Origin of the sequence: Brevibacillus fluminis (genome assembly GCF_003710825.1) — a bacterium.
GTDB lineage: Bacteria > Bacillota > Bacilli > Brevibacillales > Brevibacillaceae > Brevibacillus_D > Brevibacillus_D fluminis.
In genome coordinates, this window is record NZ_RHHQ01000017.1 from 84,134 (window position 1) to 109,565 (window position 25,432).

Below are 25,432 nucleotides of genomic sequence, written 5' to 3' on the forward strand. Positions count from 1 at the left end.
ATGAGCGGATGGAATTACACGAATTCATATGAATGGATGGAACGGGTAACCTCACAAGAGCCTTTGATTGTAACGTGCTGCTGCAATGGAGGTGTCCAAGGGAAAGAAGCGCACCCAGGGATTCCGGAATCGCCTGAAGAAATTGCGGATTCCGTCTATGAAGCGTACAAAGAAGGGGCATCTGTCGTTCATGTACACGGGAGAAATCCAAAACGCTTGGGTGAAACCACAATGGATCCGGAGGTCCTTCACCAGATCAATGGCTATATTCGTGAAAGATGCCCCGACATCATCATCAATAACACGACGGGCGGCGGTCCAACTTCCACGATGGACGATCGGATTCGTTGTCTGGAAGCCATGCCAGAAATGGCCTCGCTGAATATGGGGCCGGATATGTCGCGTTTCGTGATTAAGGAAAGAGACCAGTCGTATGGGCATTCGCATCCAGCACAGGAGTATGATATTTGTGTCCCGTTTACGTATGGGTTCATCGAACAATTGGCTGAAAAAATGCTGGAGAAGGGCATTATTCCCGAGATGGAAATGTACCATTCCGGACAATTTTGGGTTGCCCAAGACTTAATCACAAAAGGATTAATCAAAAAGCCCTATTTGTTTCAATTTGTGATGGGCTACCAGACCTCTACCTACCCGACACCTGAAAACCTTATACATCTAGCACGCGAATTACCAGACGGAGCACATTTCGCTGTAGCTGGCATAGGGAAATATCAATGGGCGATGACCACGTTTGCGATCCTTCTTGGTGGGCATGTACGGGTCGGCCTTGAAGACAACATCTATCTGAAACGAGGGCAGAAGCTGAAAAGTAATGGGGAAGCAGTGGCAAAAATCGTGCGGATTGCAACAGAGTTGAACCGTGACATTGCAACACCGGCCCAAGCAAGGGCGATGTTAGGCGTGTCTGCAATTCCGAGTTCCTACTAATTTGCACAGTTGCTATAAACCACTTGATCGGAAGGATAAGGAGTCTCTAATCCTTCCGATCTGGGCACAACGGAATTGATGGAGGTCCAGAATGAACATTTATTCGTTCAATGGCAAGACGCCTGAAATTGCAGAAGGCGTTTTTATCGCACCCACGGCATGCATTATTGGGGATGTCACCATTGAAGAGGGGAGTAGCATCTGGTTCGGGGCAGTGCTGCGCGGAGATGTGGGGCCGATTCGAATCGGGAAACACACGAGTATCCAAGATAACTGCGTGATTCATATGACAGTAGCAGGTACGTACATTGGCGATCATAATACGATCGGACACGGTGCCATTTTGCACGACTGTTCCATTGGACATCACAATGTAGTCGGCATGAACGCAGTCATTCTCGATGGCGCTGTCATTGAAGATGAATGTGTAATTGCGGCAGGGTGTGTCGTAGCTGGTGGGAGCAGGTTTCCAAGTCGACGGCTGATAGCCGGAATGCCGGGACAAATGAAAAAAGAGCTATCCGGTTCCTCATTATGGTGGGTCCAAGAGAGTTCAAAGGAATATACCAAGCTAGTGAAACAATATGACGCTTCACATAAGTTTACAAAGCTAGAAGAGTAGATGAAGTGAAAACGGGTTTGACCTTCCCCTTAGGGGATACCTTACACTATACGTAAACAGTCGTTGGTGCACACGTTGAATCCGAAGGGGAAGAAAAATGATGAACATCAAAGAAGTAGCAGAGAAGACCGGTTTAACGAAGAAAGCCATTCGCTATTATGAAGAAATAGGAATCACATTCGGTATATGACGATATGGTGATCTCGTTAAACAAAAGCTTACGGAAAGTATTCACAGACGTTTTCGGTCAGTTTGTTGAAATCTCCCTGTACCCTTTTTTGAATGAGGTCACGATCGACACACCAGAAAAAAAGCGCTTGTTCAGCAACTTGTGAGTCTCCTTGATGATACTCCTGCGATACCGGAGGATCATTACATCATTCAGTTGATCATGTCTGATGATCAAGTGAGCATCAGCAAACTCAAGGAAACCACTGCAAGCTTCTACGCAGGCATTTTGCACGATGACCCAGCGGTACTGCAGGGCGTAAAGGCGAAAATCTTCGACCAAATCGATAAAATGCAACATGATCCGCTGTATCGAAAACAAATCGCCGAAACGTTGGAGAAGTCCAAAGACTTGCCGAATTTGACTGTCGGCTCCTTATTTAGTGATATTTTGGAGCAAGTAAGCCCAAGCTACCGAAAAGTCGCGGAAACGCTGAAACGAATCGATCACGAGGTAAACGTTGAGCTCGGAATCGATTACAAGCAATTGTTGCAAGACTTGGTCAACCACAAATAATTTCACGGAGGTCCTTTGGGGATCGCAAAAAAGTAACTTATTAAAAAGGCAGCGGTGGTTTTGGGACGACATTGTCAGTCCTGAAACGCCGCTGCCTTTTTTTGCAAAGACTTGTCCGCCAATCACCGTTTCGATTCGTGCAGCTTGAAGTCCTCCAGCTTGCGATAAAGCGTTGTCCGTGAGATTCCCAGTTGCTTTGCCGTCTTACTGATGTTGCCTTTATGGTGCAGGAGCGTCTGAACGATCTGATCCTTTTCTGTTTCGCTGCTCACTTTTTTAACATCGCGTACGCTTGCATTCGTTTTTTCTTGGTATCCATACGGCATTAAGGCGGCACCCTGAAGCAAATAGTGCGGCAGATGCTCTTCGCTAATGTAGCTGGTCCCTTCGCTTAAGTAAAAAGCTCGCTCGATTACGTTTTCCAGCTCGCGGACATTTCCTGGCCAGTGATACTGGACCAATCGCTGCAGCGCTTCGCGGGTGAACGACTTCATGCCTACCCCTGTGCGGATGGAGAGCATGTTGACAAAATGGTGGGCAAGCTCCGGCAAATCTTCCAGACGCTCGCGCAGTGAAGGAAGCTCGATGGTGAAGACGTTAAGCCGATAGTAGAGATCGCCGCGAAACGAGTTGTTTTGCATCATTTCTTGGTGGATCGCTCGATTTGTTGCGGCGATCACGCGCACATCAACCGGAATGGAAGAATGCGCCCCCACGCGGGTCACTTCTTTTTCCTGCAAAACACGTAGGAGCGTCGCTTGCAGCTCCAATGGCATGTCGCCGATTTCGTCAAGAAACAGCGTCCCACCGTTTGCCGCCTCGAATTTTCCGGGGCTGCCGCCTTTTTTGGCGCCGGTAAACGCTCCGTCCACATATCCAAACAGCTCTGCACTGATCAGTTCACGGGAGATAGCCGCGCAGTTGATTGCGACAAATGGATGGCCACTGCGCTCACTTTCGTTGTGGATTGCCCGGGCGAACAGCTCCTTGCCAGTCCCACTTTCGCCGAGGATCAGAACGCTGGCGTTAGTTTTCGCTGCTGATTTGACAAGTGTCATCGCCTGAAGGAAAGGTTCGCTTGTGCCCACCAGCTTTTTTTGCAACGGATTTGCGGCAGACATGCTTCGTTCGGAATCGGCGGCGAACAACGGTAACCGCTTGAGACAGACCAAAGCGTGGTTTTCCGCAGGCGTGACGCGCACCTCCAGCACTTCATCCGCGCTTTCTTTTTTCAGAACGGTTTTTGTTTCGCTGGGCAAATTATCGCAAACATATTGTAAAAGATTGGGCAGCGATTCATGCTTTTCATCGAGCAGGCGCTGTGCTGCCTCGTTTTGATAGATGATTTTGCCTTCCTGCATGACGTACAAGCTGTCCGGAATCAATTGTGCCACCGTGTCGAGCGTCTGCTGCAAGGATCGGCCGCTTTTGCGCTGCTCGATTAGATTCGTACTTGTTTTCACCAAATACGTGAGAAAACCCGTGATCATATCGACTTGTTTCGTTTCTCCAGCCTCTTGAGACTCCAAAAAGACTCCCAATACCCCTTGCAGGCTGCCGACATCGCCCTGAACGGGGATTCCGATGCTGATCCAATCGGCAAGCTCTGCTGCGCTATGCTCTTCACCGCGCACGGTTGCTACGAGGTGACCCGATAACGCGAGGCCGATTCCCGAGTATTTGAGGGGAGGCGTCGACCAGCAATTCGAGCCAGGTTGAAGCAGCGAGGAAATTCTCCACTTGGCCGTCTCTTCATGGCTAAACACTGCAAGCAGTAGTCCTTGGCTGTCAAAAAGGGCAAAGGTGTAGGGGAGAAACGTCGTTCCTTTTTTCAATTCCTCGATCAGCTGCTCAAAAGGAGCAAGCTTTTCCTGCAGCAAATCGTGGTCGATCGGATCGTACTCCATCTTCTCAAGTGTCGGGTTGGTATAAAACGGGACTGGCTGAATCGGTTCTTCCGACTCCCAAACGATCGTGAACTGACCGTTCGCACCGACCCGACCGATGCGGGATGTAAGCCACAGATGGTGATTCGACTTGTCGACGGTAATCTTTCCTTGCGGTGCCTGGATGCTGATGCCTGGCAAGCTGCGGCGTAAATGGGCGGTGTCGATGACCCTAGTTTTGTTCAATGCTTCCGCGAGCAAGAAAACACAGTTGTATGCATTCTCCATAGCGGAGCTGACGATATCGGTGCCGTATGTGCGCCGGTATTCGGTCAAAAACGATTGGTTTTCTCGTGTTTGCACGCTGCTGAAATAAGGGAAGGTCGTGTAGTGGCCGACCGCATGCTCACTGCTGATGGCGGCGACTTCCGATTCGGCGGTGATCGCGCTGGCAATCGGTTTTTTGAAGCCAAACTGATGGTATTGCTGATAAAAGGCAATTACACTGTCGCCGACCAATGTCGAGAAGACGACATCCGGCTTTCGCTCTGCGATGTCACGCAGCACCTTTTGATACATTTGGTTGCCCAGCTCGCTGTAGTGCTCGCCGACGATCGAGCCGTTGTTGGACTCGACAAGATAGCGGATATGGCCAGTCATTTCCCGTGGATAGAGATAGTCCGAACCGATCAAGTAAAAACGTTTGCCTAGATTTTCAATGATCCACGGGATGAAATGGAGCAGCTGCTGGTTGGGGAGAGGCCCGCAGTACCATACATTTTTGTGCTGCTCGCCACCTTCGTATTGGGTAGGATAAAACAGCAAGGCGTCGTGCTTCTCCAGCACAGGGATGACCGTCTTGCGGCAGACAGAGGTATACGTACCAATCAAGGCAACCACTTTGTCGGCTAGAATCAATTTTTCTGCCTTTTTGGCGGCAAGGTAAGGGTCGGATGCGATATCCTCGACGATCGGCAGCAGCCGTTTTCCTTTGATACCGCCTTGCTCGTTGATTTGCCGGATCGCAAGCAGTGCAGCTTGATATTGACCGCGTTCCGTAATGCCGGTCGTACCGGTAAGGGAACACAATATTCCGACTTTGATCTCCGTACCGAATCCTGCACTCATCCTCTCACCTCTATCGATCGTAGTTGAGCCGTTTTGACAGGCTCTTCGCATTAATAAATGATTAACCATTCGTATGATCATGGTGTTGAGCTTTAGTGACCTTATTTTCACATATGCATTTCGAATTCGTCCATCTTTTTCGTTGAAAAACGAGGAAGTGAACATAGTGTTCATGTTTGCAATTGTCCCATTTTTGTTCACTCGCTGATCAACGTGACAAGGAGGAAGGAGAATCAGCGGAATTCCACAGTTTCCCGGGATAAACAGTGCGTGGAATGTCCGAAAGTGTCCACGAAGTAAACGCGTTACAGTTAACAGTCAGGTTACATATTGTCCACTTTGTTGTACGATGCGAGCCGTTTTCAGCAACAAAGGATGTAGATGATGACGCCCGTTGCACTGGCATGCTCTTTGCTCTAGGTAATAGGCAAAAGGAGGGAGGCTATGCTCGGGATTACACTTTTGTACGTCGGCGCGGTTTTGCTGGTCAACGGTATGATGCTGCTTGGGAAAGTAAGCGGCAAGGGAGCGGCGATGATGAATCTGTTAACGGGTGGGATCACCTTGATTATGAACGTCAGCACCATTTTGAAAGCGCTACCGCAAGATGCAAGCGCCTATTTTACGGCAGCTACGGGCCTTTTATTTTCTTTTACCTATCTGTACGTCGGCGTGAACCAATTGCTTGAGCTGGATGGTCACGGGCTAGGGTGGTATTCATTGTTCGTAGCGGTTACGGCAGTCCCAACGGCTGCACTCTCATTTGCGAACGGCGATGTGCGGTTCGGCATAATTTGGCTCCTGTGGGCGTTTTTATGGGCGCTGTTCTTTTTATTGCTGGCACTGGAAAAACCGATCGCACGCTTTACCGGCTATGTTGCGATTACGGAAGCGGTAATCACGTGTTGGATACCAGGATACTTGCTGCTGATTGATCGCTGGTAACAGCACGTGCATAAAGGGAGGTGAGCACGATGTAGGCGAGGTTGACACGGTCGCACGTATACATGTTTTTCGCTAGTATTCGAAACCTTGAGGGGAGTGTATGGGAATGAGACATGGGGACATCTCGAGCAGCAACGATACGGTAGGGGTAGCGGTGGTCAATTATAAAATGCCCCGTTTGCACACGAAGGCAGAGGTCATCGAAAATGCGAAGAAGATCGCTGACATGATCGTCGGCATGAAACGCGGTTTGCCTGGCATGGATCTGGTCGTTTTTCCTGAATACAGCACGATGGGCATCATGTACGACGCTGATGAGATGAATGCGACCGCCGCCTCAATTCCGGGGGAGGAAACCGAGATTTTCGCCGATGCTTGCCGCCGAGCCAATACATGGGGCGTGTTTTCGCTAACGGGTGAGCGCCATGAAGACCACTCAAACAAGCCTCCTTACAATACACTCGTGCTGATTAACAACCAGGGTCAAATTGTTCAGAAATATCGCAAAATCATTCCTTGGTGCCCAGTGGAAGCGTGGTACCCCGGCGACACGACCTATGTGACTGAAGGGCCAAAAGGTATGAAAATCAGCCTAATCATCTGCGACGACGGCAATTATCCGGAGATTTGGCGAGACTGCGCGATGAAGGGCGCGGAGCTGATCGTCAGATGCCAAGGGTACATGTATCCGGCTAAAGACCAGCAGGTCATGATCGCGAAATCGATGGCGTGGGCCAACAACTGCTATGTGGCGGTCGCCAATGCCGCGGGCTTCGACGGTGTCTACTCCTATTTCGGTCATTCGGCGATCATTGGCTTTGACGGACGGACATTGGGCGAATGCGGGGAGGAAGAGAACGGCATCCAGTACGCAGAGCTTTCGCTGTCGCAAATTCGCGACCAACGCAAAAACGGCCAATCGCAAAACCATCTTTTCAAGCTGCTGCACAGAGGGTACACCGGCAAGCTATTGTCGGGCGAAGGAGAGAAAGGCGTTGCCGAATGCCCATTCGATTTTTACCGCACATGGGTTATGGATGCCGAGCAAGCACGCGAAAATGTGGAAAAAATCACCCGCTCCACAGCAGGTACGGCAGAATGCCCGATCGAAGGCATTCCGCATGAAGGCAAAGTGCAGGAAACGGGTGCAAAGTAGACCGCTGATGCTCATCGTCGCCAAACGGTTCACCGAAAGGAGGGAAAAAGGTGCCGTTTATCAATGACAAGCTGGAGTATTTGACGAAAAAGCAGGAGGAGCAGCTGGCGGAGCGAGCGGTCGCTAGGGAATTGGAAGGACAGCAAAAATCTGCGATCAAGACGCGATTTCGGTTCGAGGTACCCGATGTGCTGGCACGCATGCGAAGCCGGATAATCGGTCAAGAGCATGCGCTTGCTGCCATCGAAAACATGCTGAAAGTTGTAAAAACGGATATAAGCGATCCGGAAAAACCACTTTATGTCGGCCTGCTTCTCGGGCCTACCGGGGTAGGGAAAACCGAGACGGTCAGGGTGCTAGCAGAAGCCATTCACGGCAAGCGGAACAGCTTTTGTCGCGTGGACATGAACACATTGTCTCTCGATCATTATGCTGCTGCATTGACGGGGGCACCGCCCGGCTACGTCGGCAGCAAAGAGGGAGCCACAGTCCTCGATAAAGAGCTGATCGAAGGCACCTTCAGCAAACCGGGACTCATATTATTTGATGAAATCGAAAAAGCAAGCGACCAAGTGTTCCAAACTCTACTGAACATTTTCGACAATGGCCTGCTCCGATCTACGACCGGCCAAGATACAATCAATTTTCGCAATACGATCATCTTGATGACAAGTAACCTGGGTGCTAGGGAGATGGATCAATTTACGAATAGCAGGGTCGCTTTCTTGCTGAAAACGATCGGCTTTTATGTGAATCCAAGCAATTGGGGAAAACAGGGCACACAGATTTTGGACGGTTTGATCAAAAAGAAGCTCGAGCAAACGTTCAAGCCCGAGTTCATCAACCGGATCGATGAGCGAATCACGTTCAAGTGGCTGGAGCGAAACCGCATGGAGGAGATAGTTGAGACGTTCGCCGGCCAGCTCGGCCAGCGTCTACAAAGACATGGATGTTCGCTTCAGTTGGAACGGTCTGCTGTCGACTTTCTGATCGAGAACGGCTTTGACAAGCGATATGGCGCCCGTGCGATTAGAAGGGCGATGAAACAGCATATCGAGCTGCCAGTTGCCGAGCTTTTGCTAGCTAGTCAGGTGGATATGAAAAACGTCGTGCTACTTGCGAGAAAAGGGACAGATGGAAGCAGAATCAACATCACGGCGGAGCGGGCCGAAGGACTGGAGAACGGTAAGCTTGCTATGACAGGAGAACCATAAAGATACAGTACGGCAACAACTAGATAAGATACGGTGTGGAGAGAAAACGCCACGTCCGCGCGATGGAGTGCGAGCGTGGCGTTTTTCGTATGTTCACCCCTTCTCAATAAACGTAGGTTATGTTACCGTTTCGAGTAATCCACCCATAAACCACAGGAGGGGCTGTCATGGAATATGATCTGATCAAATCACACCTGCTTTCGCTTGAACGAACGCTGCTTCAGCCGGATGTCCGCAAAAACACCGAAGAACTGTCGCGGCTCCTCGCCGACGATTTCAAGGAATTCGGAGCGTCCGGCCGAACCTTCAGCAAAGAGCACATCATCGAGAGCTTGGCTCATGAAGCGATCGAACGGATGGTGATCCAAGCATTTGAACTGAAGCTGCTCGCTCCCGAAATCGCCCTGGTGACCTATCGGATCGAAAAGCTGGACTCACGAAAACAGTCTCTGCGCAGCTCGATTTGGCAGAGACATGAAGGCAGCTGGCAGATGGTATTTCATCAAGGAACGCCGTCCGCTACGTGAGGAAGAAGGGGAAGCTACAACGTCCGCTGCCGGGTTTTATGACATATGTTCTGGAGGAGGTCTGCGTCTACGTTTTCCGCCGCGCTAAGTACGCATTCATGTACAGCTTTTCCCGGTCCACATGGTAATCGAGGTATTTGCCCGGATTGGTTGTGATCCCGATCAATTCATTTTCAGCGAGCATGAAGTCGTACTGCTTCATTTGATCATCCAAATATGCCTGTAAAAAATTGAGCGGATGCGGATCTGGATAGAGGCGAGGCACATTCGCAAGCGACTTAGCCCCGTGCGAATAATACATATAGTTACCTAAAATGAGCGCGTTTCCCTTAAGATAGTGCTGCAGCCGCTCCAATGGATAGGTATGGTGGAATAGAGAAAAGTCATTGAACGAAATCGTATCGAGGAACAAATCGACACTGTCGTAGCGAATCGGCAGCATCATGTCACTGTTGACGATGTAGAGCGCCTGCAAGCCGGGATTGCTCTGCTCGATTTTGCTTTTCAGCTTCGTCATCATCGTCACGCCGTTCCCCGCGAAAATATATCGGGTATCCGCCGGCATGGAAGCAAAATATTTCGGCGGTAACACGTACACGTCCACATTTGTTTCCAGCACGACGCGATTTGCCAGCCGATCCTGCATCAGCCTGCGGTAAATCCATAGGCTGCCTTTTTCCCACAAGCTCACCAGGCTTGGATCCAGGTCTTCCAATGTGTTCTGATCGTACAAGTAATACTGGAGCTTGGAAGGATCTAGCGAGGGAGAGGTGGTTATCAGGATCCCTTCGCGGATTTCGGCCTGATAGCCGCAGGGACAATCCAACTCAGCGTGAAGCACGTACTGGTTTTGAATATAGGCATCTCTTAAATTCAACGATTTTTGGCAATGCGGGCAGGCGAGCAGCGGAATGAACGCAAGCGGCACGCCTGTGCGGTTTTCACTTGGGGAGAGCGGGCCGACCGCCTCAATTTTTTTCGCCAGCATATCGATGGAATGGTCGAGCTGATCGCGCTCTTCTTGTAGCTGACGCTGTTTTTCTTGCAGCAGCGTGACATAAAAATGCAGATCTTCAATATCGGAAAACTGGGTAATGCGGCGAAGTGACAACACTTTATGAATCTCTTGCAGCGTGAACCGCAGCTTTTTGAGCTCGATGATCATTTGCATGTCTTCCATGCAGTTTTGGTCAAACTGGAGCTGACTCTCTTTTTTATTCGGAATTAAGAGACCGAGATCGACATAGTATCGTATCGTATCGATTGAGATGTCAAAGTGCTTGGCAAAGGCACCGATTTTCACGTGAATTCCTCCAATCCCTTGTCCTTTCTATTGTATCGAAAACATGGAGCATACTCCATGTTTTTTTGGATATTGGCTGAATTTTCGTATTGATATCAAGACGGCTTGAGCATGTACATTATTGTTTAATCAACATACCGCGGAAGTGTTTGCACGAGAAGCACCATTTGTGTAAGCGGTTTTCCGTGAGGTTGGATAGCAAGAACGGCGCAAGGGAGGGGTTTTTGGCGTAGAGGGAGTTGTAAGGGTTACCAATTGAATAGATGCTTGATACAGCCAAACCAACCGTCAGAAGGAGTTGTTTCGATGCAGAATCAATCCTCACTTAAACGTACACTGACGCTTACTCCCGTTGTTTTGTTTGGGTTAGCGTACATGGCACCGATGACTGTATTCACAACCTATGGGGTTGCTACCCAGATTTCGCAAGGGATGCTGCCGCTCGCGTATTTGCTCGCACTGGTGGCCATGATCTTCACCGCTTACAGCTATGGCCGCATGGTGAAGGCTTACCCGGTTGCCGGCTCCGCGTATACCTACACGCAAAAATCGATGAGCCCGCACGCAGGTTTTCTGGTAGGGTGGGCCGTGCTGATGGACTACTTGTTTTTGCCGATGATCAACTATTTGGTGGCAGGGATTTATTTGGCCGAAGCATTTCCATCTGTTCCCCAGGGAGTCTGGGTATTACTGTTCATCGTTGTCATCACGCTGATCAATATTTTGGGTATCAAGCTGACGACCAATATCAATACGATATTGATCGTTTTTCAAACATTCGTCATCATCCTTTTCATGGCATTTTCCATCAAGGGCATCATGAATGGAATGGGAACCGGCACATTGCTTTCGATCAATCCGTTCGTGAACGGGTCGGTGCCGCTGTCAGCGGTCATCGCGGGTTCATCGATTCTCTGTCTTTCCTTTTTGGGCTTTGATGCCGTCTCCACGCTATCGGAGGAAACAATCAATTCAGAGAAAACCATCCCGAAGGCAATTTTGCTGGTAACTCTGATTGGTGGCGCTTTGTTCATCATCGTGTCGTACGTCGCGCATATGGTGTACCCTGATTTTAATTCCTTCAAAAACCCTGATTCCGCTGCGTCGGAAATCGCCGAATACATTGGAGGCGCGCTGTTCGGTTCCGTCTTTATCGCAGGGATGCTCACTGCCTGCTTCGCGTCGGGTTTATCCGCGCATGCGAGCGTGTCCCGCCTGCTTTATGCAATGGGGCGCGACGGCGTGATTTCCCAAAGGCTGTTCGGCTATATCCATCCGAAATTCAAAACACCTTTCTTCAACATCATCTTGGTGGGCGCGTTCGCTCTCGTCGGTCTATTTGTCGACCTGGTTACGGCAACATCGTTTATCAATTTCGGCGCTTTGGTGGCGTTCACGTTTGTCAATCTGTCCGTAATTGCGCATTATTATATTCGACACAAAAAACGGGCAGGGACGGATATGCTGAAATATTTGATCTGTCCGCTGATCGGAGCTTGCTTTAACTTGTGGCTGTGGACCAATCTTGATTCGCATTCCTTCATGCTGGGCTGCATCTGGATTGTCATCGGAATCGTTTACCTCGCGTTTTTGACGAAAATGTTCACCAAAAGGCCGCCAGAGATGAATTTCGACGAAAGCGAGTACCAAGCCTAACGAAATAGGAGTGAAAAGCCATGTCAGAAAAACACGCAGCATATGCAGATTATGTACTAGCAAGCAACGCAATCTTTACTGGATTGGATGATCAACCGATAGCGGGTGCAGTGGCGGTCAAAGGAAATCGCATCCTCGCCGTGGGGGAAGCAAGCGAGATCGCAGCCTATGTCGGACCTGACACGAAGCGGTACCAGTACGGAGACCAACTGATCATGGCTGGCTTCCATGATTTCCACATCCATCTGTTGCTCGGCAGTTTGCAGCAGCAGTGTGTGCATTTGCTCAGCGCCAAATCCGAGGAAGAGGCGGCGCTGATGGTGAAGGAATACGGCGACAAAAACCCGGATGAACCGTGGATCATCGGCTTCAGCTGGTACCACCTGTTTTGGGATAACAAGCAGCTGCCGCATCGGTCCACGCTCGACAAATATTTTCCGGACCGCCCTGTATTTTTGTTCAATGCGGAATGCCACGGCGCATGGCTCAATTCCAAAGCGTTGGAGCTCGCTGGTATTACGCGGGAAACTCCGAATCCGCCATCCGGAGAGATTGCGCGCGATGAGAACGGAGAGCCGACCGGCTTCCTATACGAAACAGCGATGGCATTGGCGAAAGAAGCGTTCAACTTCCCACGCGATCGCAGAATCAAGCTGCTGCAAGGCTTCCTGGATCATGCTGCCAAGCTCGGCGTGACGTCCGTTGCGGACATGTTCCCATTGGTGACGATGGAGCTGGGCGACTTAGAGATGTATCGTGAGTTCGATGAGACCGACCGCTTGACGACCCGCATTCACTTCCTGGTGGAATTGAACGAAGACCTTTCCTATCCGAAACGTTTGCGTGACGAATACAAATCGGAAAAGTTGCAATTCTCCGGTCTGAAAAACTTTCTGGATGGTGTGCCTGCGACCTATACGGCATACATGCTGGAGCCTTATTCGGATAAAGCGGATACCGTAGGCTACACGTTGATGCCGCCGGAGATGATCGAGGAGTGGACCGTGAATGCTGACCGTGAAGGCTTCCGCATTCGTTACCATGCTTGCGGCGATGCGGCTGTTCGCCTGGGTCTCGATTGCTTTGAAGCGGCGCAAAAGGCGAATGGCGTGCGTGATTCTCGCCACACGATCGAACACGTCGAGGTGATTCATCCAAGCGATATTGAACGATTCGCCAAGCTCGGGGTCATTCCGTCGATGCAGCCAGAACACATCGCCGCTGCGGAAAAATACGAGGAGAACGCGTACCGCAGCCGTTTTGGCAGCGAGCGTATTCCGTACACATGGCCGATTAACTCCTTGCAAAAATCCGGTGCAAAGCTGGCGCTCGGCAGCGATTTCCCTGTAGTGGGGCTGGAGCCGATGACAGAACTGTACCGCGCCGTTACACGCCTGCATAATGACGGGCAGCCGGTAGGGGGATGGAATCCGCAGGAGCGCATTACGCTGGCGGAAGCGCTGCGAGGCTACACGATCGGCTCGGCATACGCGAACTTCCGCGAAGCGGAGCTTGGTACGCTGGAGCCTGGTAAACTTGCGGATATCATCGTGCTTGATCGAAACCTGTTTGCGATTGATCCGGAAGAATACCGTGAGACAGAGGTTAGCCTGACGATGATGAACGGCAAAATCGTGTTCGAAAAATAAGATTAGAAAACCTGGCTGCGCCATGCCTTTTGGCGGAGCCGCGGTTGCCCTTATACTGGATAGGAATTTTATAAATTCCTATCTGTACAAAAAAAGGATTAGGCGCAAATGCCCTAATCCTTTTTTCTTTACAGGTAACGTTTTACTCCGTAGAACGGGTAAATTTTGTGCATGTAGATTTCTTTTTCGAGACGAACGTCATCGCCATTTGCATGGACGATCATGCCATCTCCCAAATAAATCGCTACGTGCGAGACTTTTCCCTTATGTAAGGAATCATAGAAAAGCAAATCGCCCGGTTGTGCCTGTTCGAATGGGACTTCCGTACCGCCTTGGAACTGTTCGTCGGACGTACGGGCCAGCTTCACGCCGAACTGTTGGAAAACGTATGAAGTGAAGCCGCTGCAATCAAATCCATCCGTTGTCGTACCACCGAGCACATAGCGCGTTTTCATCAGTGGTGCGATGATATCCTGCAGCTTGTCGGCATCCATTTTGCTTGGAGTGACAGCCGCAGTATCGCCGGAAGCCGACTTCACGGAAAGGAATTGTGTTGCGACAAAACCTTCGATGTCTTTGTACGAAATCCGCGTCCATTCTTGACCATAGTCGACGATGTGGACGGTTGTTCCGAAAGAAAGCTTGTCCACGATTTTGCTGTCGATATCCGGAGCGGAGCGGACATTCAAAATGTCAGCATTGACTTTCATCTGCTTTGGCGGCTTCGGTTGGTCAGCATCTGGTTTGGCTGGTTTAGCTGGCTGATCTGCAGCGATGTCGGCAGGAGGTTTTTCCTGACCGGCAGCAGGCTGTCCGCCAATCGCCGGCTTATTGCCGACTTCCAACGTCTGACCGATTTGCAGATTGTCAGAGTTCAAGCGATTCATGTGCATCAATTCATCAGTAGAAGTTTGGTATTTTTTTGCAATCTGGAACAAAGAGTCTCCCTTGACAACGGTGTAAGTGGATGCTGAGGCGGGAGTAACCGGCAAAAGCAGCACTAGTGTTGTCAGAGAGAGTAAGGTTGTTTTCCGATTGAGCATTTGCGCCTCCTTCTCTCGAAACCTATCATTTCATTGAAAATTTTACCGCATATTGACGTTTGAATCTATCTTTTCGCGCAAAAATAGGAAAAATTTCATATGTTCGCATCGCCAAAGTTCGTAGATTCCCAAGTTTGGCCTGCGCGATTCTCGCAAAAATACGCTATAATGTCTGGAAATGGTAAAAATTTTGCTGATTAGTGAGGGTGAATATGCAAAGTATCCTGTATACCCACATTCAAGCCATCCTGGATGCTTCTCATGATGGAATTATCGCTGTCGACAAGAACGCAAATATTGTGTTGGTGAACAAAATCGCCATAGAGATTCTTGGTCTGCCTGATAAAATCGTCGGCGAAAAGATTTCGAAATATATCCCCAATTCCGACATGTTGCGAATTCTCTCAACCGGAAAGCGCGAAATCGGGGATATCGCCACCGTCTTGAATCAACAAATCATCATCAACCGGTTGCCGATTATCGTCGAAGGTGAAATCATCGGAGCCATCTCCACCTTTAAAGAGATCACGGACATTCAAAAAATCGAAATGCGTATCCGCAAAAAATTTCTAGAAAGCGGGCTGGAAGCGAAATACCGGCTGGAGGACATCGCAGGCGATTCTCCAGTCTTCACGGAAATCAAGGAGCTGGCGCGCAACTTTGCCCAAACGGATGCGACCGTGCTGATCCTGGGCGAATCGGGGACGGGAAAGGAGCTGTTCGCGCAAGGGATCCATTTGCAGAGCCAGCGGGTCAACGGACCGTTTGTGGCCGTCAACTGTGCGGCGCTTCCGGGCAACCTTTTGGAAAGCGAGCTATTCGGCTATGAAGACGGTGCGTTCACTGGTGCTCGCAAGGGAGGGAAGCAGGGCTTATTCGAGCTTGCCCATGGCGGGACGATATTCCTCGATGAAATCGGAGAGATGTCGCTGCCGATCCAAGCGCTGCTCCTTCGGGTCCTTCAGGAAAAAAAGGTGCGTCGGATTGGCGGCGAAAAGATCTTTCCCGTAGATGTGCGCGTGCTGGCAGCGACCAACCGTGATCTGGAGGAGCTGATCGAGGAAAAGCTGTTCCGATCGGACTTGTATTACCGGTTGAACGTGCTGACGCTGGAAATACCGCCGCTGCGGGAGCGTCTTACCGATATACCCGCACTTTGCACGAGCATCATCCACGAGTTCAACGACAAAACAAACAAGAAAGTAACGGGAGTCGACGCGCAAATCTATGAATTGTTCCAGCAGTACCATTGGCCTGGAAACGTTCGCGAGCTACGCAATGTGATCGAGCGGATGTTCCTGCTGGCCCAGGACAAAACGCTTGGGATCGCCGACGCCCAATTTTTCAAACGGAAAGCGGAGGCGACAAAATTGCGCGTGGCCATGCAGCGGGAGAAAAAGACGGTGCAGTCCGAAGAAGAGATGATTGCATCCGTACTGGAACGTGTGCACGGAAATAAAACGGAGGCGGCCCGACTGCTGGGGATTGACCGGACAACCTTGTGGCGCAAATTAAAACGGAAGTAGGCGAGTACAGCGTGCGTTTCCAATCGCGAGTGAGTGTTGCATTCATGTTGTGGAAGTTGCATGAATGTTGCACGTGTTGCAACGGTGATTACCTTGTTGCGGTCGCGTTGCAATGATGTTGCATAATTACTGCAAAACCGTTTAGGAAACGCATGTTGCGTGGAAACGCTTACAAACTGGCGAAAGAAAAACGGGTGAAATCACTGTGTTTTTGTCAAATTAATAAGAATTTTCTAAATTGGCATCCTTCTTGCTATTTAAAAAGAGCAACACCAGCCAAAAAGGGGATAGTCACATGAAACAATACGAGGTAGCGGTCATTGCAGGAGATGGAATCGGGCCGGAAGTGATGGCTGAAGGTTTGTCCATCTTACAAACGGTGGAAAAACTACATGGCGGTCTCTCCTTTGCCACTCGCTCGTATGAGTGGAACTGCAGCTATTATTTACAGCACGGGCGAATGATGCCGGCTGATGGACTCGAACAGCTCCGCGATCACGATGTGATTTTACTGGGTGCAATCGGTGCTCCAAGCGTTCCTGACCATGTCTCGGTTTGGGAGCTCATCCTGCCGATTCGCCGGGCATTCCAGCAATATGTGAATCTCCGTCCCGCCAAGCTTCTAAAAGGGTTGGACAGTCCACTTCGCTACAAAGGGCATGAAGAGCTTGATTTCGTCATCGTCCGGGAAAATACAGAGGGCGAATACTCCAATATGGGCGGCAGATTGCACAGCGGTACGCCATATGAGCTGGCCGTTCAGAACAACGTGTTTACCCGCTTCGGTATCGAACGGATCGTACGCTATGCGATGGGGCTAGCGGAATCGATGGGCCGCAAACGGGTGACGGCTGCAACAAAATCCAATGGAATCAACTACTCCATGCCGTTCTGGGATGAAGTGGTGCGGGACGTGCACAAGGAATATCCCGAGGTTGACCTGTCGCTTTGTCATATTGACGCGTTGGCCGCTTATTTTATTAGTAGACCTGAGAGCTTCGACGTTGTTGTCGCTAGCAACCTGTTCGGCGATATTTTGACGGATCTCGGCGCCGCGATCGTCGGCGGTTTGGGGCTCGCGCCATCCGGCAACATCAATCCGGAGCGAGAGTATCCGTCGATGTTCGAACCGATACATGGCTCCGCTCCCGATATCGCAGGCAAAAACATCGCCAATCCGATCGCGACGATTTGGAGCATCAGCATGATGATGAACCATCTCGGCTACCGTGATCTGGGCAAGCTGATTCTCGATGCCATCGAGGATGTGCTGGTGGAAGGGAAGGTGCGCACCCCTGATATCGGCGGGCGGGCAACGACACAAGAGCTTGGTAACGCGATCAACGAAAAATTATTGGCACATGCCTAATTTATAGGAGGGGATTCGCATGGATACACACATGAACGCTGCTGTCAAAACTTATGGCCTCTACTTGGGCGGTGAATGGCTGACGACTGCCGATACCATTCCGGTGACACACAAATACACCGGTAACGTGATCGCACATATTTCCCGTGCACAACAAAAGCATGTCACCGATGCGGTCACATTGGCGGAGAAGACATTCAAAGCGTCTAAGCTGACTCCGTTTGACCGATACAGCATTTTATTGAAAGCGGCCGTCCTAACGGAAATCCGCCGCGAGGAGCTGGAGCTGTCGCTCGCCCGCGAAGTCGGCAAAACGCTGAAGGACGCGAAAGGCGAGATCGATCGAGTGATCAATACGCTGCGCCTATCCGCGGAGGAAGCGAAACGGATTAGCGGTGAAATGGTGCCGCTGCACGCGACGCCAGGATCGGAAAATCGGCTCGGCTTTGCGATCCGCGTGCCAAAAGGGGTCATCGGCGCGATCACGCCGTTTAACTATCCACTACTGTTGAGCACGCACAAGGTCGCGCCAGCCATCGCAGCGGGCAACACCGTCGTGCTTAAGCCGGCTACCTCGACGCCGATCTCCTCGTTCCAGCTTGTAGAGATTTTGGAAGAGGCCGGTCTGCCAAAAGGGCATATTAACATCGTGACAGGAGCGGGCAGCGAGGTTGGTGATTGGATGCTCGCAGATGAGCGGATTGCCATGTACACGTTCACTGGCTCCGCAGAGGTTGGTAAGCGAATCAAGGAGCGAAGCGGCTTGCGCCCCGTCTCACTCGAGCTTGGGAATAACTCACCGAATATCGTGCACAACGACGCAGATCTGGAGCAAGCAGCCAAAATCATTTCGACCCGCAGCTTCCATAATGCCGGGCAAGCGTGCATCGCGGTTCAGCGGATCTTGGTACAGGAAGACGTTGTGGCTGAATTTACAGAAAAGTATTTAGATTTCGTCAATGGACTTGTCGTCGGTGATCCGGAAAACTCGTCTACAGATGTGGGACCGATGATCAATGAAAAGGAAGCAATCCGCACTGAGCAGTGGATAGAGGAAGCGGTCGCGCAGGGAGCGAAAATTTTATGTGGCGGAAAACGCGCAGGGGCGGTAATATATCCTACTGTACTGTCCGAAACGACGCCCGAGATGAAAGTGAACTGCATGGAAGTGTTTGCACCGGTGGTCACGATCATTCCTTACAAAACGATTGACGAGGCGTTTGACATTTCCAATCGCTCCAGCTACGGCCTGCAAGCCGGGATTTTCACCACCAATCTGCAGATCGCTTTCCAGGCGGCTCGCACACTCGAATACGGAGGCGTCATCATCAATGACGTGTCGACCTATCGCAACGATGTGATGCCGTACGGCGGTGTGAAAAACAGCGGACTCGGCAAGGAAGGCCCGCGCTATGCCATCGAAGAAATGACCGAACTGCGCATGGTCGTCGTAAATCTGTAGAGACGGGAGAGGACGTACGAATGCTCTTACAAGACAAAGTTGCGATCATAACCGGCGGAGGCTCAGGAATGGGCAAAGCCATGTGCCAATTGTTTTCACGTCAAGGAGCGAAGGTGGTTGTCGCCGATCTGAATGCCGAGGCGGCTGAAGCGACACGCCAGGAGCTGCCGGGCGATGCGCTCGCGGTTGCCGTTAATGTCGCGGATGAAGCGATGGTTCGCAATCTGGTGGAAGAAACGGTCCGCGTGTTCGGACGTGTCGATATTCTGGCGAACAATGCGGGTGTACCGATGTCTTTTTTGCCCATTGAGGAATTGACGGTTGAGAGATGGGATACGATCATGAATGTAAACACCAAGTCCATTTTTTTGACCAGCAAATATGTGGTACCGATTATGAAACAGCAAGGCGGCGGCGTGATTCTCAACACCGCGTCGATCGCGTCCATTCGCGCGCGTCCGGGCCTGCATGCGTACTGCGCGTCCAAAGGCGCTGCCGTCATCTTAAGCAAGGCGCTGGCGATTGAGCTCGCCCCTTACAAAATTCGCGTCAATGCGATCAATCCGGGTCCTGCTGACACGCCGATGCTGAGCAAGTTCATGAATGGCGATCAGGCGGACATCGAACGTGATACGAAAGAAATCTTTATCGATAGCGTGCCACTGGGCAGCTTGATTTCGCCTGAAGACATCGCCAATGCTGCTCTCTACCTAGCAAGCGATATGGGAAAAATGGTCACAGGTGAAGTGTTGAATGTTGATGGAGGACGGGGGATTTAATATGACACAAACACCGCTCATTCGGGTCGAAGGTGTCTCCTTTGGCTATACGGTGAATCAGTCGACAACCATTCCTGTGTTGAAGGATGTTTCCTTTCAGGTGAATCCAGGTGAATACTTGGCGATCATCGGACATAACGGATCGGGCAAATCGACGCTTTCCAAGCATTTAAACGGCATTTTGACACCGCAGAGCGGGGATGTTTGGGTCGGGGAATACAATACGCGAGATCGCGCACAGCGCAAGGCGATCCGTCAAAAGGTCGGGATGGTGTTCCAGCATCCCGATAACCAGATCGTCGGTACGATTGTGGAAGATGATGTGGCGTTTGGCCTTGAAAACATCGGCGTTCCTGCGGAAGAGATGAAAGAGCGGATCGATTATGCACTCAACGCGGTCGGAATGGAGAAGTTCCGCAAAAGGCCGCCTCACCATCTCTCCGGTGGACAGAAGCAGCGTATCGCCATCGCGGGGATCATCGCGATGATGCCGCAGGTGCTGGTGCTTGACGAAGCGACAAGCATGCTCGATACGTACGGACGCCATGACATTTTGACAGTTGTTGATTCGCTACATGAAAAAGGCATGGCGATCGTCACCGTCACCCATCATATGACAGAGGTAACGAAAGCAGACCGCGTCATCGTGATGGAAAAAGGGGAAATTGTGATGGAAGGTACACCTCGGGACGTGTTCCTGCGGCAAAAAGAGCTGGGGGAGCTGCACCTCGACGTGCCGGATGCTAGCAAAATCGCTGCGCTGATTAACCAATCGTTCCCTGCTTTCGCACCGAATGTCATTACGAAGAGCGAGCTGATCGATGAAGTGAAGCGCGTCGGGACAGGGGTGGTTCATTCATGAGCGCTATTCTTTCGGTAAAAAACCTGACCCATATTTATATGAAGGGAACGCCTCTTCAGCACCAGGCGCTGTTTGGCGTCGATGTCGAGGTGAACGAAGGCGAGTGCATCGCGATCATCGGCCATACCGGCTGCGGGAAATCCACACTTATTCAGCATTTTAACGGGCTGCAGCTACCGCAGGGCGGGAGCGTCGTCATCGATGGAGTGGATTTGTCCAAGCCGAAGCTTGATGTCAAAAGTCTGAGACGAAAAGTCGGGCTTGTTTTCCAAAATCCGGAAGACCAGATTTTTGAAAAGATCATCGGGGATGATATCGCCTACGGTCCCTTGAAGATGGGGCTGCCAATGAAGGAAGTCGTCTCCCGCGTACGGTGGGCGATGGATATGGTCGGTCTTGATTTTGAAGAAATGAAAGACCGCGTCACGTTTGCTTTAAGCGGCGGCCAAAAACGAAAAGTAGCGTTAGCTGGCATATTGGCGCTCAAACCCAAGATCATCGTGTTGGATGAGCCTACCGCAGGGCTTGACCCGTATTCGCGCAACGAGCTGTTGGCGCGGATCAAGCGGCTGAACAAGGAAGAAAAGGTGACGGTCATTTTCGTCTCACACAATATGGAGGAAGTCGCGTTCATGGCGGATCGCGTTTACGTCATGGCGGGCGGAAAAGTCGTGCACAGCGGCACACCGCGAGAAATTTTCAGCAACAAAGCATTGATGCGCGAACACCATATCGGCATGCCTGAATCTGTGGAGATTTTACATGAGCTGCAGGATCAAGGCTATGCGGTGAAAACGGGCTCGTTCGAAGTGCACGAGGCTGCGCGCGAAATACTATCGATCTTACCAACGGCGAAGGGGTGAGGCAGATGTCGGCAGAATTCGAATTGACACGTAACATTACGATCGGCCAGTACATCCCGACCGGGTCGTTCATCCATCGTCTCGATCCGCGCTTCAAGTTGGCCGCGTTTACTATCCTGATCATCGCGATCGCCATTTGCGAATCGTATTTGGGCAATCTGTTGGCGCTTGCGTTTTGCACGTACTTATTTTATGCGTCCAAAATCCCGATCAGCTACGGATTGTCCGGGTTGAAGCCGGCGATTCCGTTCATCATCATCCTGGCAATGATGCAGCTATTGTTTATGGGGGAAGCGGTTACAGCCAACAAAATTTATTTACAATATGGCATCATCAAAATTTCCGATACAAGCATCCGTCTTGTCATTGTATCTACCTTGCGCTTTGTAGAAGTGATTTTCTTGTCCAGCGTACTGACGCTCAGTACTTCAACAACCGAAATCACACACGGGATGGAACGTCTCTTGGGACCGTTGGAAAAAATCAAATTTCCGGTTCACGCGTTCTCGCTTGTCATTACGATCGCGATCCGCTTCGTTCCGACCTTTGCGATGGAAATGGAGAAGCTGATGAAGGCGCAAGCGTCGCGCGGGGCTGACTTTGGCACAGGCCAGTGGTGGCAAATCGTAAAGCGCACGAAGGACACCTTTCCGATCATCATTCCGCTGTTTAACGTGGCGCTCGCCCGCGCGGAAGATCTGGTGCTTGCGATGGAAGCTCGGTGCTACGTGCCTGGCGAAAACCGTACCAAATATGTTCGGTACAAAGCGAATGCGACAGACATGTTGGTACTGCTCGCAAGCATTGCAATCGCGGCTGTATTGCTTTGGTATCCTTATCCGTTTTAAGCGGGATACTGAGGTATACACATAAAAAATAATAAGGAGGAGTCAAGATGGAAAAAGGCTTAACCGTACGTAAAATCGTGATCGCGGGCGTGCTCGGCGCGATTGCGATCTTGCTCGGGGTAACCCGCCTCGGCTACATCCCTGTGCCGACTGCAGCAGGCAATGCGACCATCATGCATATTCCAGCTGTCATCGGTGGAATTATGGAAGGCCCGTTGGTCGGTTTGTTGATTGGACTTATTTTTGGTGTATCTTCTTTCTTTAACGCAACGGTGCCTTTGTTCAAAGACCCGCTGGTTGCTATTTTACCGCGTCTTTTCATAGGTGTTGTGGCATTTCTCGTATATGTTGGTTTGCGCAGAGTCAATCAGTATGTGGCGATTGGGGTAGCAGGCTTTTTTGGTTCGATGACAAATACCATTCTTGTGTTGGGGATGGCTGTTGCACGCGGCTATATGCCGGCTGACGTCGCAATCGGCGTAGCAGTTGCCAACGGCCTGCCGGAGGCGGTAGTTGGTGTCATCGTTACGCTCGCGGTTGTAGCTGCATGGATGAAAATCGGTTCCGGGCGCAAACGCTCGAAAATTTCGGGTGACATGTAATGGCGCTTACTGGAACGATTGTAGATGTGAAAGGCATTAAAGTAGGACAGGTGCAGAACGAAGAAGCGCTGACGGGCTGCACCGTCCTTCTCATGGAGGAGGGAGCCGTGTGCGGAGTTGACGTGCGCGGCTCGGCTCCCGGGACAAGGGAGACGGATTTGCTCGATCCGAGCAACTTGGTTGAGCAAGTACATGCGATCGTCTTGACGGGCGGCAGCGCGTTTGGCCTTGATTCCGCTTCAGGGGTTATGAAGTATTTGGAGGAGCACGGCATCGGACTAGATACCGGCTTTGCCACAGTGCCAATCGTACCGGCAGCCTGTTTGTTCGATTTGCCGCTTGGGAACCCGAAAGTGCGACCGGATCAGGAGATGGGCTACTTGGCAGCTTCGATAGCATCTGTGGATAAAGTCGAGCAAGGAAATGTTGGCGCGGGAACCGGCGCATCGGTCGGGAAAATGTGTGGCTTTGCTCATGCGATGAAAGGCGGGCTCGGCTCGGTTGCGCGCGTTTATCCGAATGGATTGGTCATTGGTGCAATCGTTGCGGTGAATGCAGTAGGCGAAGTGCGCGATATGCATACGGGCGATGTGCTCGCAGGAGCGCTTGATGAAACTGGTAAGTTTCAAAATATTCTAACGTCTGTTATGGGGGACGGCTTCACACCGATCCCGAGCGGGACGAATACCACGATCGGCGTGGTTGCGAGCAACGCTAAGCTGACTAAGGCGCAAGCGAAAAAAGTCGCGCAAATGAGCCATAACGGGTTTGCCCGCACGATTTATCCGGTGCATACGATGTACGATGGCGACACGATATTTGCTATCGGCACGGGCGAGATCGAGGCGAGTGTCGATTTGATCGGAACGCTTTCGGCAGATGTGCTCGCCGAGGCTGTGATGGAAGCGATCAAGCATGCGGAAGGTGCAGGCGGACTGCCGTCCTATCGCGACAGAAAACAAGCATAGAGCCAGTGAAAAGGGGAGAGGAAAAGTGTCACTTGACAAAGTCGGTTCATTTGTAGAAGAAGCGGAAGTAGTAGCTCTAACCCAAAATCTGATTCGCATTCCAAGCGTATACCGTCCGGGAGTGCCGGGCGGGAACGAGGAAAAGGTTGCGCTGTTTGTCGTTGATTATCTCAAAGAAATGGGCTTGACTGTGCATTATGAAGAAGTCGTGCCAGGCCGTCCCAATGTCATTGCCATCTATGATTCAGGCAAACCGGGCAAAACGCTGCTGTTCGAAGGGCATACGGACGTGGTAACTGAGGGGGACCTCGATTCGTGGAGTTATGATCCGTTTGGCGGGACAATCGAAAACGGCCGAATCTATGGCCGCGGTGCCTGCGATACCAAAAACAACCTGGCAGCAGCCATCTGCGCCGTAAAGGCGATTCAGCGTTCCGAGCTGCCGTTTACCGGCAAGATCATCTTGTGCATACCTTGTGATGAAGAAAGCATGATGATCGGCATCAAAGATTTCATCCGCCGCGGTTGGGCCGATGGGGTAGATGGCGCGATCATTTGCGAACCGGAAGAAAATCAAATCTGCATCACACAAAAAGGGGCCATGCGGGCGATCTTGCGGGTGTACGGAAAAATGGCGCACGGTGCCATGCCGCTGACCGGTATCAATCCGAATACGCGTATGGCCCGCGCCATCGTCGCTCTCGACGAGCTGGAACGCCAAGAAAAAGAACGGTTGGGCTGCCATCCGATGCTCGGTTACCCCAGTATCACGCCGACGATTTTGCAGGCACCGGTAAAAGGGGATGCACAGATCAACGTGGTCCCTGACCAATGCATGACAACGCTCGATATTCGCACGGTTCCGGGCCAAGATCATGCGGTTTTACGCCAGCAAATGGAAGACATACTGGTCGCATTGTCCAAAGACGACGATCATTTCCACGCAGAGCTGGAAATCATCGAGGAGCGACCATGGACGGAGACGGACATCAATGATCCGATCGTACGGGCGGTTGCGGAATCCTACAAGGCGATCACGGGAAAAGATCCGATCTACAACGGAGTCCCGGGCGCAACTGACGGAACATTCTTGCATTTGGCTGGAGTCCCAATCATCACTACGGGCGCGGGCGATCGTCATGTGCCGCACCATGCCGATGAATATGTCGACATTGCGGAATTGGTTGAGACCACCAAGCTGTATGCACGTGCAGCACTGGTCTTCTTAAACGAATAACCGAGTAAAAAGGAGGGACTTTGCTGAGTCTCTCCTGTATTGCATTAAAGTTTGGAAGCGCTTACACAATTGATGTGATTGCATTGACAAA

At 51.0% G+C, this 25,432-nt stretch carries 23 protein-coding genes; 20 read left to right on the plus strand and 3 right to left on the minus strand.

The features are described from left to right. The 4 genes from EDM56_RS20515 to EDM56_RS20530 all read left to right on the plus strand — a co-directional run bounded on the left by EDM56_RS20515 (nt 1) and on the right by EDM56_RS20530 (nt 2,318). On the plus strand, nt 1-951 hold the full coding sequence (locus tag EDM56_RS20515; protein ID WP_122919785.1) for a beta-keto acid cleavage family enzyme: 951 nt from the start codon (nt 1-3) through the stop codon (nt 949-951). A gap of 91 nt (nt 952-1,042) precedes the next feature. Continuing rightward, nucleotides 1,043-1,573, plus strand: a complete 531-nt coding sequence (locus tag EDM56_RS20520) for a gamma carbonic anhydrase family protein (RefSeq protein WP_122919786.1) — start codon at nt 1,043-1,045, stop codon at nt 1,571-1,573. 97 nt (nt 1,574-1,670) lie between these two features. Next, a complete protein-coding gene (locus tag EDM56_RS20525; protein ID WP_122919787.1) occupies nt 1,671-1,763 on the plus strand; it encodes a MerR family DNA-binding transcriptional regulator in 93 nt (30 codons plus the stop codon). A 141-nt stretch (nt 1,764-1,904) separates the two neighbouring features. Beyond that, nucleotides 1,905-2,318 carry a hypothetical protein gene (locus tag EDM56_RS20530; RefSeq protein ID WP_148040408.1) on the plus strand — a complete coding sequence of 138 codons (414 nt, stop codon included), beginning with the start codon at nt 1,905-1,907 and terminating at the stop codon, nt 2,316-2,318. A 122-nt stretch (nt 2,319-2,440) separates the two neighbouring features. On the opposite strand, the gene EDM56_RS20535 is transcribed toward EDM56_RS20530, so the two are convergent. Further along, nucleotides 2,441-5,332, minus strand: coding sequence for a transporter substrate-binding protein (locus tag EDM56_RS20535; protein ID WP_122919789.1), 2,892 nt, complete (start codon nt 5,330-5,332; stop codon nt 2,441-2,443). A gap of 444 nt (nt 5,333-5,776) precedes the next feature. Here EDM56_RS20535 and EDM56_RS20540 point away from each other — a divergent pair, with 444 nt between their 5' ends. The 4 genes from EDM56_RS20540 (at nt 5,777) to EDM56_RS20555 (ending at nt 9,174) form a co-directional block, all read left to right on the plus strand. After that, entirely contained in the window at nt 5,777-6,277 is a 501-nt protein-coding gene (locus EDM56_RS20540; RefSeq protein WP_122919790.1) for an AmiS/UreI family transporter, read from the plus strand. A gap of 106 nt (nt 6,278-6,383) precedes the next feature. Continuing rightward, nucleotides 6,384-7,433, plus strand: a complete 1,050-nt coding sequence (locus tag EDM56_RS20545) for an aliphatic amidase (protein ID WP_122919791.1) — start codon at nt 6,384-6,386, stop codon at nt 7,431-7,433. A gap of 50 nt (nt 7,434-7,483) precedes the next feature. Next, nucleotides 7,484-8,647 (plus strand): AAA family ATPase, encoded by a 1,164-nt coding sequence (locus tag EDM56_RS20550; protein WP_122919792.1) that lies wholly within the window; start codon nt 7,484-7,486, stop codon nt 8,645-8,647. A 167-nt stretch (nt 8,648-8,814) separates the two neighbouring features. Then, complete coding sequence (locus EDM56_RS20555) at nt 8,815-9,174, plus strand: nuclear transport factor 2 family protein (RefSeq protein WP_122919793.1); 360 nt, start codon at nt 8,815-8,817, stop codon at nt 9,172-9,174. A 67-nt stretch (nt 9,175-9,241) separates the two neighbouring features. Here the strand turns inward: EDM56_RS20555 and EDM56_RS20560 are convergent, their stop codons facing one another. Then, on the minus strand, nt 9,242-10,477 hold the full coding sequence (locus EDM56_RS20560) for a MerR family transcriptional regulator (RefSeq protein ID WP_183192537.1): 1,236 nt from the start codon (nt 10,475-10,477) through the stop codon (nt 9,242-9,244). Between the two features lie 306 nt (nt 10,478-10,783). On the opposite strand from EDM56_RS20560, the gene EDM56_RS20565 reads away from it, so the two are divergent. After that, nucleotides 10,784-12,133, plus strand: a complete 1,350-nt coding sequence (locus EDM56_RS20565; protein WP_122919795.1) for an APC family permease — start codon at nt 10,784-10,786, stop codon at nt 12,131-12,133. Nucleotides 12,134-12,153: 20 nt separating this feature from the next. Further along, nucleotides 12,154-13,782, plus strand: a complete 1,629-nt coding sequence (locus EDM56_RS20570; RefSeq protein WP_122919796.1) for an amidohydrolase — start codon at nt 12,154-12,156, stop codon at nt 13,780-13,782. Nucleotides 13,783-13,910: 128 nt separating this feature from the next. On the opposite strand, the gene EDM56_RS20575 is transcribed toward EDM56_RS20570, so the two are convergent. Further along, nucleotides 13,911-14,825, minus strand: a complete 915-nt coding sequence (locus tag EDM56_RS20575) for a C40 family peptidase (protein ID WP_122919797.1) — start codon at nt 14,823-14,825, stop codon at nt 13,911-13,913. Nucleotides 14,826-15,037: 212 nt separating this feature from the next. On the opposite strand from EDM56_RS20575, the gene EDM56_RS20580 reads away from it, so the two are divergent. The 10 genes from EDM56_RS20580 to EDM56_RS20625 all read left to right on the plus strand — a co-directional run bounded on the left by EDM56_RS20580 (nt 15,038) and on the right by EDM56_RS20625 (nt 25,341). Beyond that, complete coding sequence (locus EDM56_RS20580; RefSeq protein WP_122919798.1) at nt 15,038-16,351, plus strand: sigma-54 interaction domain-containing protein; 1,314 nt, start codon at nt 15,038-15,040, stop codon at nt 16,349-16,351. Between the two features lie 295 nt (nt 16,352-16,646). Further along, the gene (locus EDM56_RS20585) at nt 16,647-17,720 is read left to right on the plus strand and encodes a tartrate dehydrogenase (protein ID WP_122919799.1); all 1,074 of its coding nucleotides are present in this window, start codon (nt 16,647-16,649) and stop codon (nt 17,718-17,720) included. A gap of 19 nt (nt 17,721-17,739) precedes the next feature. Next, nucleotides 17,740-19,182: an aldehyde dehydrogenase family protein gene (locus EDM56_RS20590; RefSeq protein WP_246009468.1), complete on the plus strand. Its 1,443-nt coding sequence runs from the start codon at nt 17,740-17,742 to the stop codon at nt 19,180-19,182. 20 nt (nt 19,183-19,202) lie between these two features. After that, on the plus strand, nt 19,203-19,961 hold the full coding sequence (locus tag EDM56_RS20595) for an SDR family oxidoreductase (RefSeq protein ID WP_122919800.1): 759 nt from the start codon (nt 19,203-19,205) through the stop codon (nt 19,959-19,961). Between the two features lies 1 nt (nt 19,962). Beyond that, nucleotides 19,963-20,823: an energy-coupling factor transporter ATPase gene (locus tag EDM56_RS20600; RefSeq protein WP_122919801.1), complete on the plus strand. Its 861-nt coding sequence runs from the start codon at nt 19,963-19,965 to the stop codon at nt 20,821-20,823. Continuing rightward, complete coding sequence (locus EDM56_RS20605) at nt 20,820-21,686, plus strand: energy-coupling factor transporter ATPase (RefSeq protein ID WP_122919802.1); 867 nt, start codon at nt 20,820-20,822, stop codon at nt 21,684-21,686. The genes EDM56_RS20600 and EDM56_RS20605 overlap by 4 nt, the downstream gene beginning before the upstream one ends. A gap of 5 nt (nt 21,687-21,691) precedes the next feature. Continuing rightward, entirely contained in the window at nt 21,692-22,534 is an 843-nt protein-coding gene (locus tag EDM56_RS20610; protein ID WP_122919803.1) for an energy-coupling factor transporter transmembrane component T family protein, read from the plus strand. A gap of 47 nt (nt 22,535-22,581) precedes the next feature. After that, complete coding sequence (locus EDM56_RS20615; protein WP_122919804.1) at nt 22,582-23,136, plus strand: ECF transporter S component; 555 nt, start codon at nt 22,582-22,584, stop codon at nt 23,134-23,136. Continuing rightward, a complete protein-coding gene (locus EDM56_RS20620; protein WP_122919805.1) occupies nt 23,136-24,104 on the plus strand; it encodes a P1 family peptidase in 969 nt (322 codons plus the stop codon). Before EDM56_RS20615 ends, EDM56_RS20620 begins: the two co-directional genes overlap by 1 nt. Nucleotides 24,105-24,129: 25 nt before the next feature. Continuing rightward, nucleotides 24,130-25,341: a M20 family metallopeptidase gene (locus EDM56_RS20625; RefSeq protein WP_246009469.1), complete on the plus strand. Its 1,212-nt coding sequence runs from the start codon at nt 24,130-24,132 to the stop codon at nt 25,339-25,341. Nucleotides 25,342-25,432 lie beyond the last annotated feature (91 nt).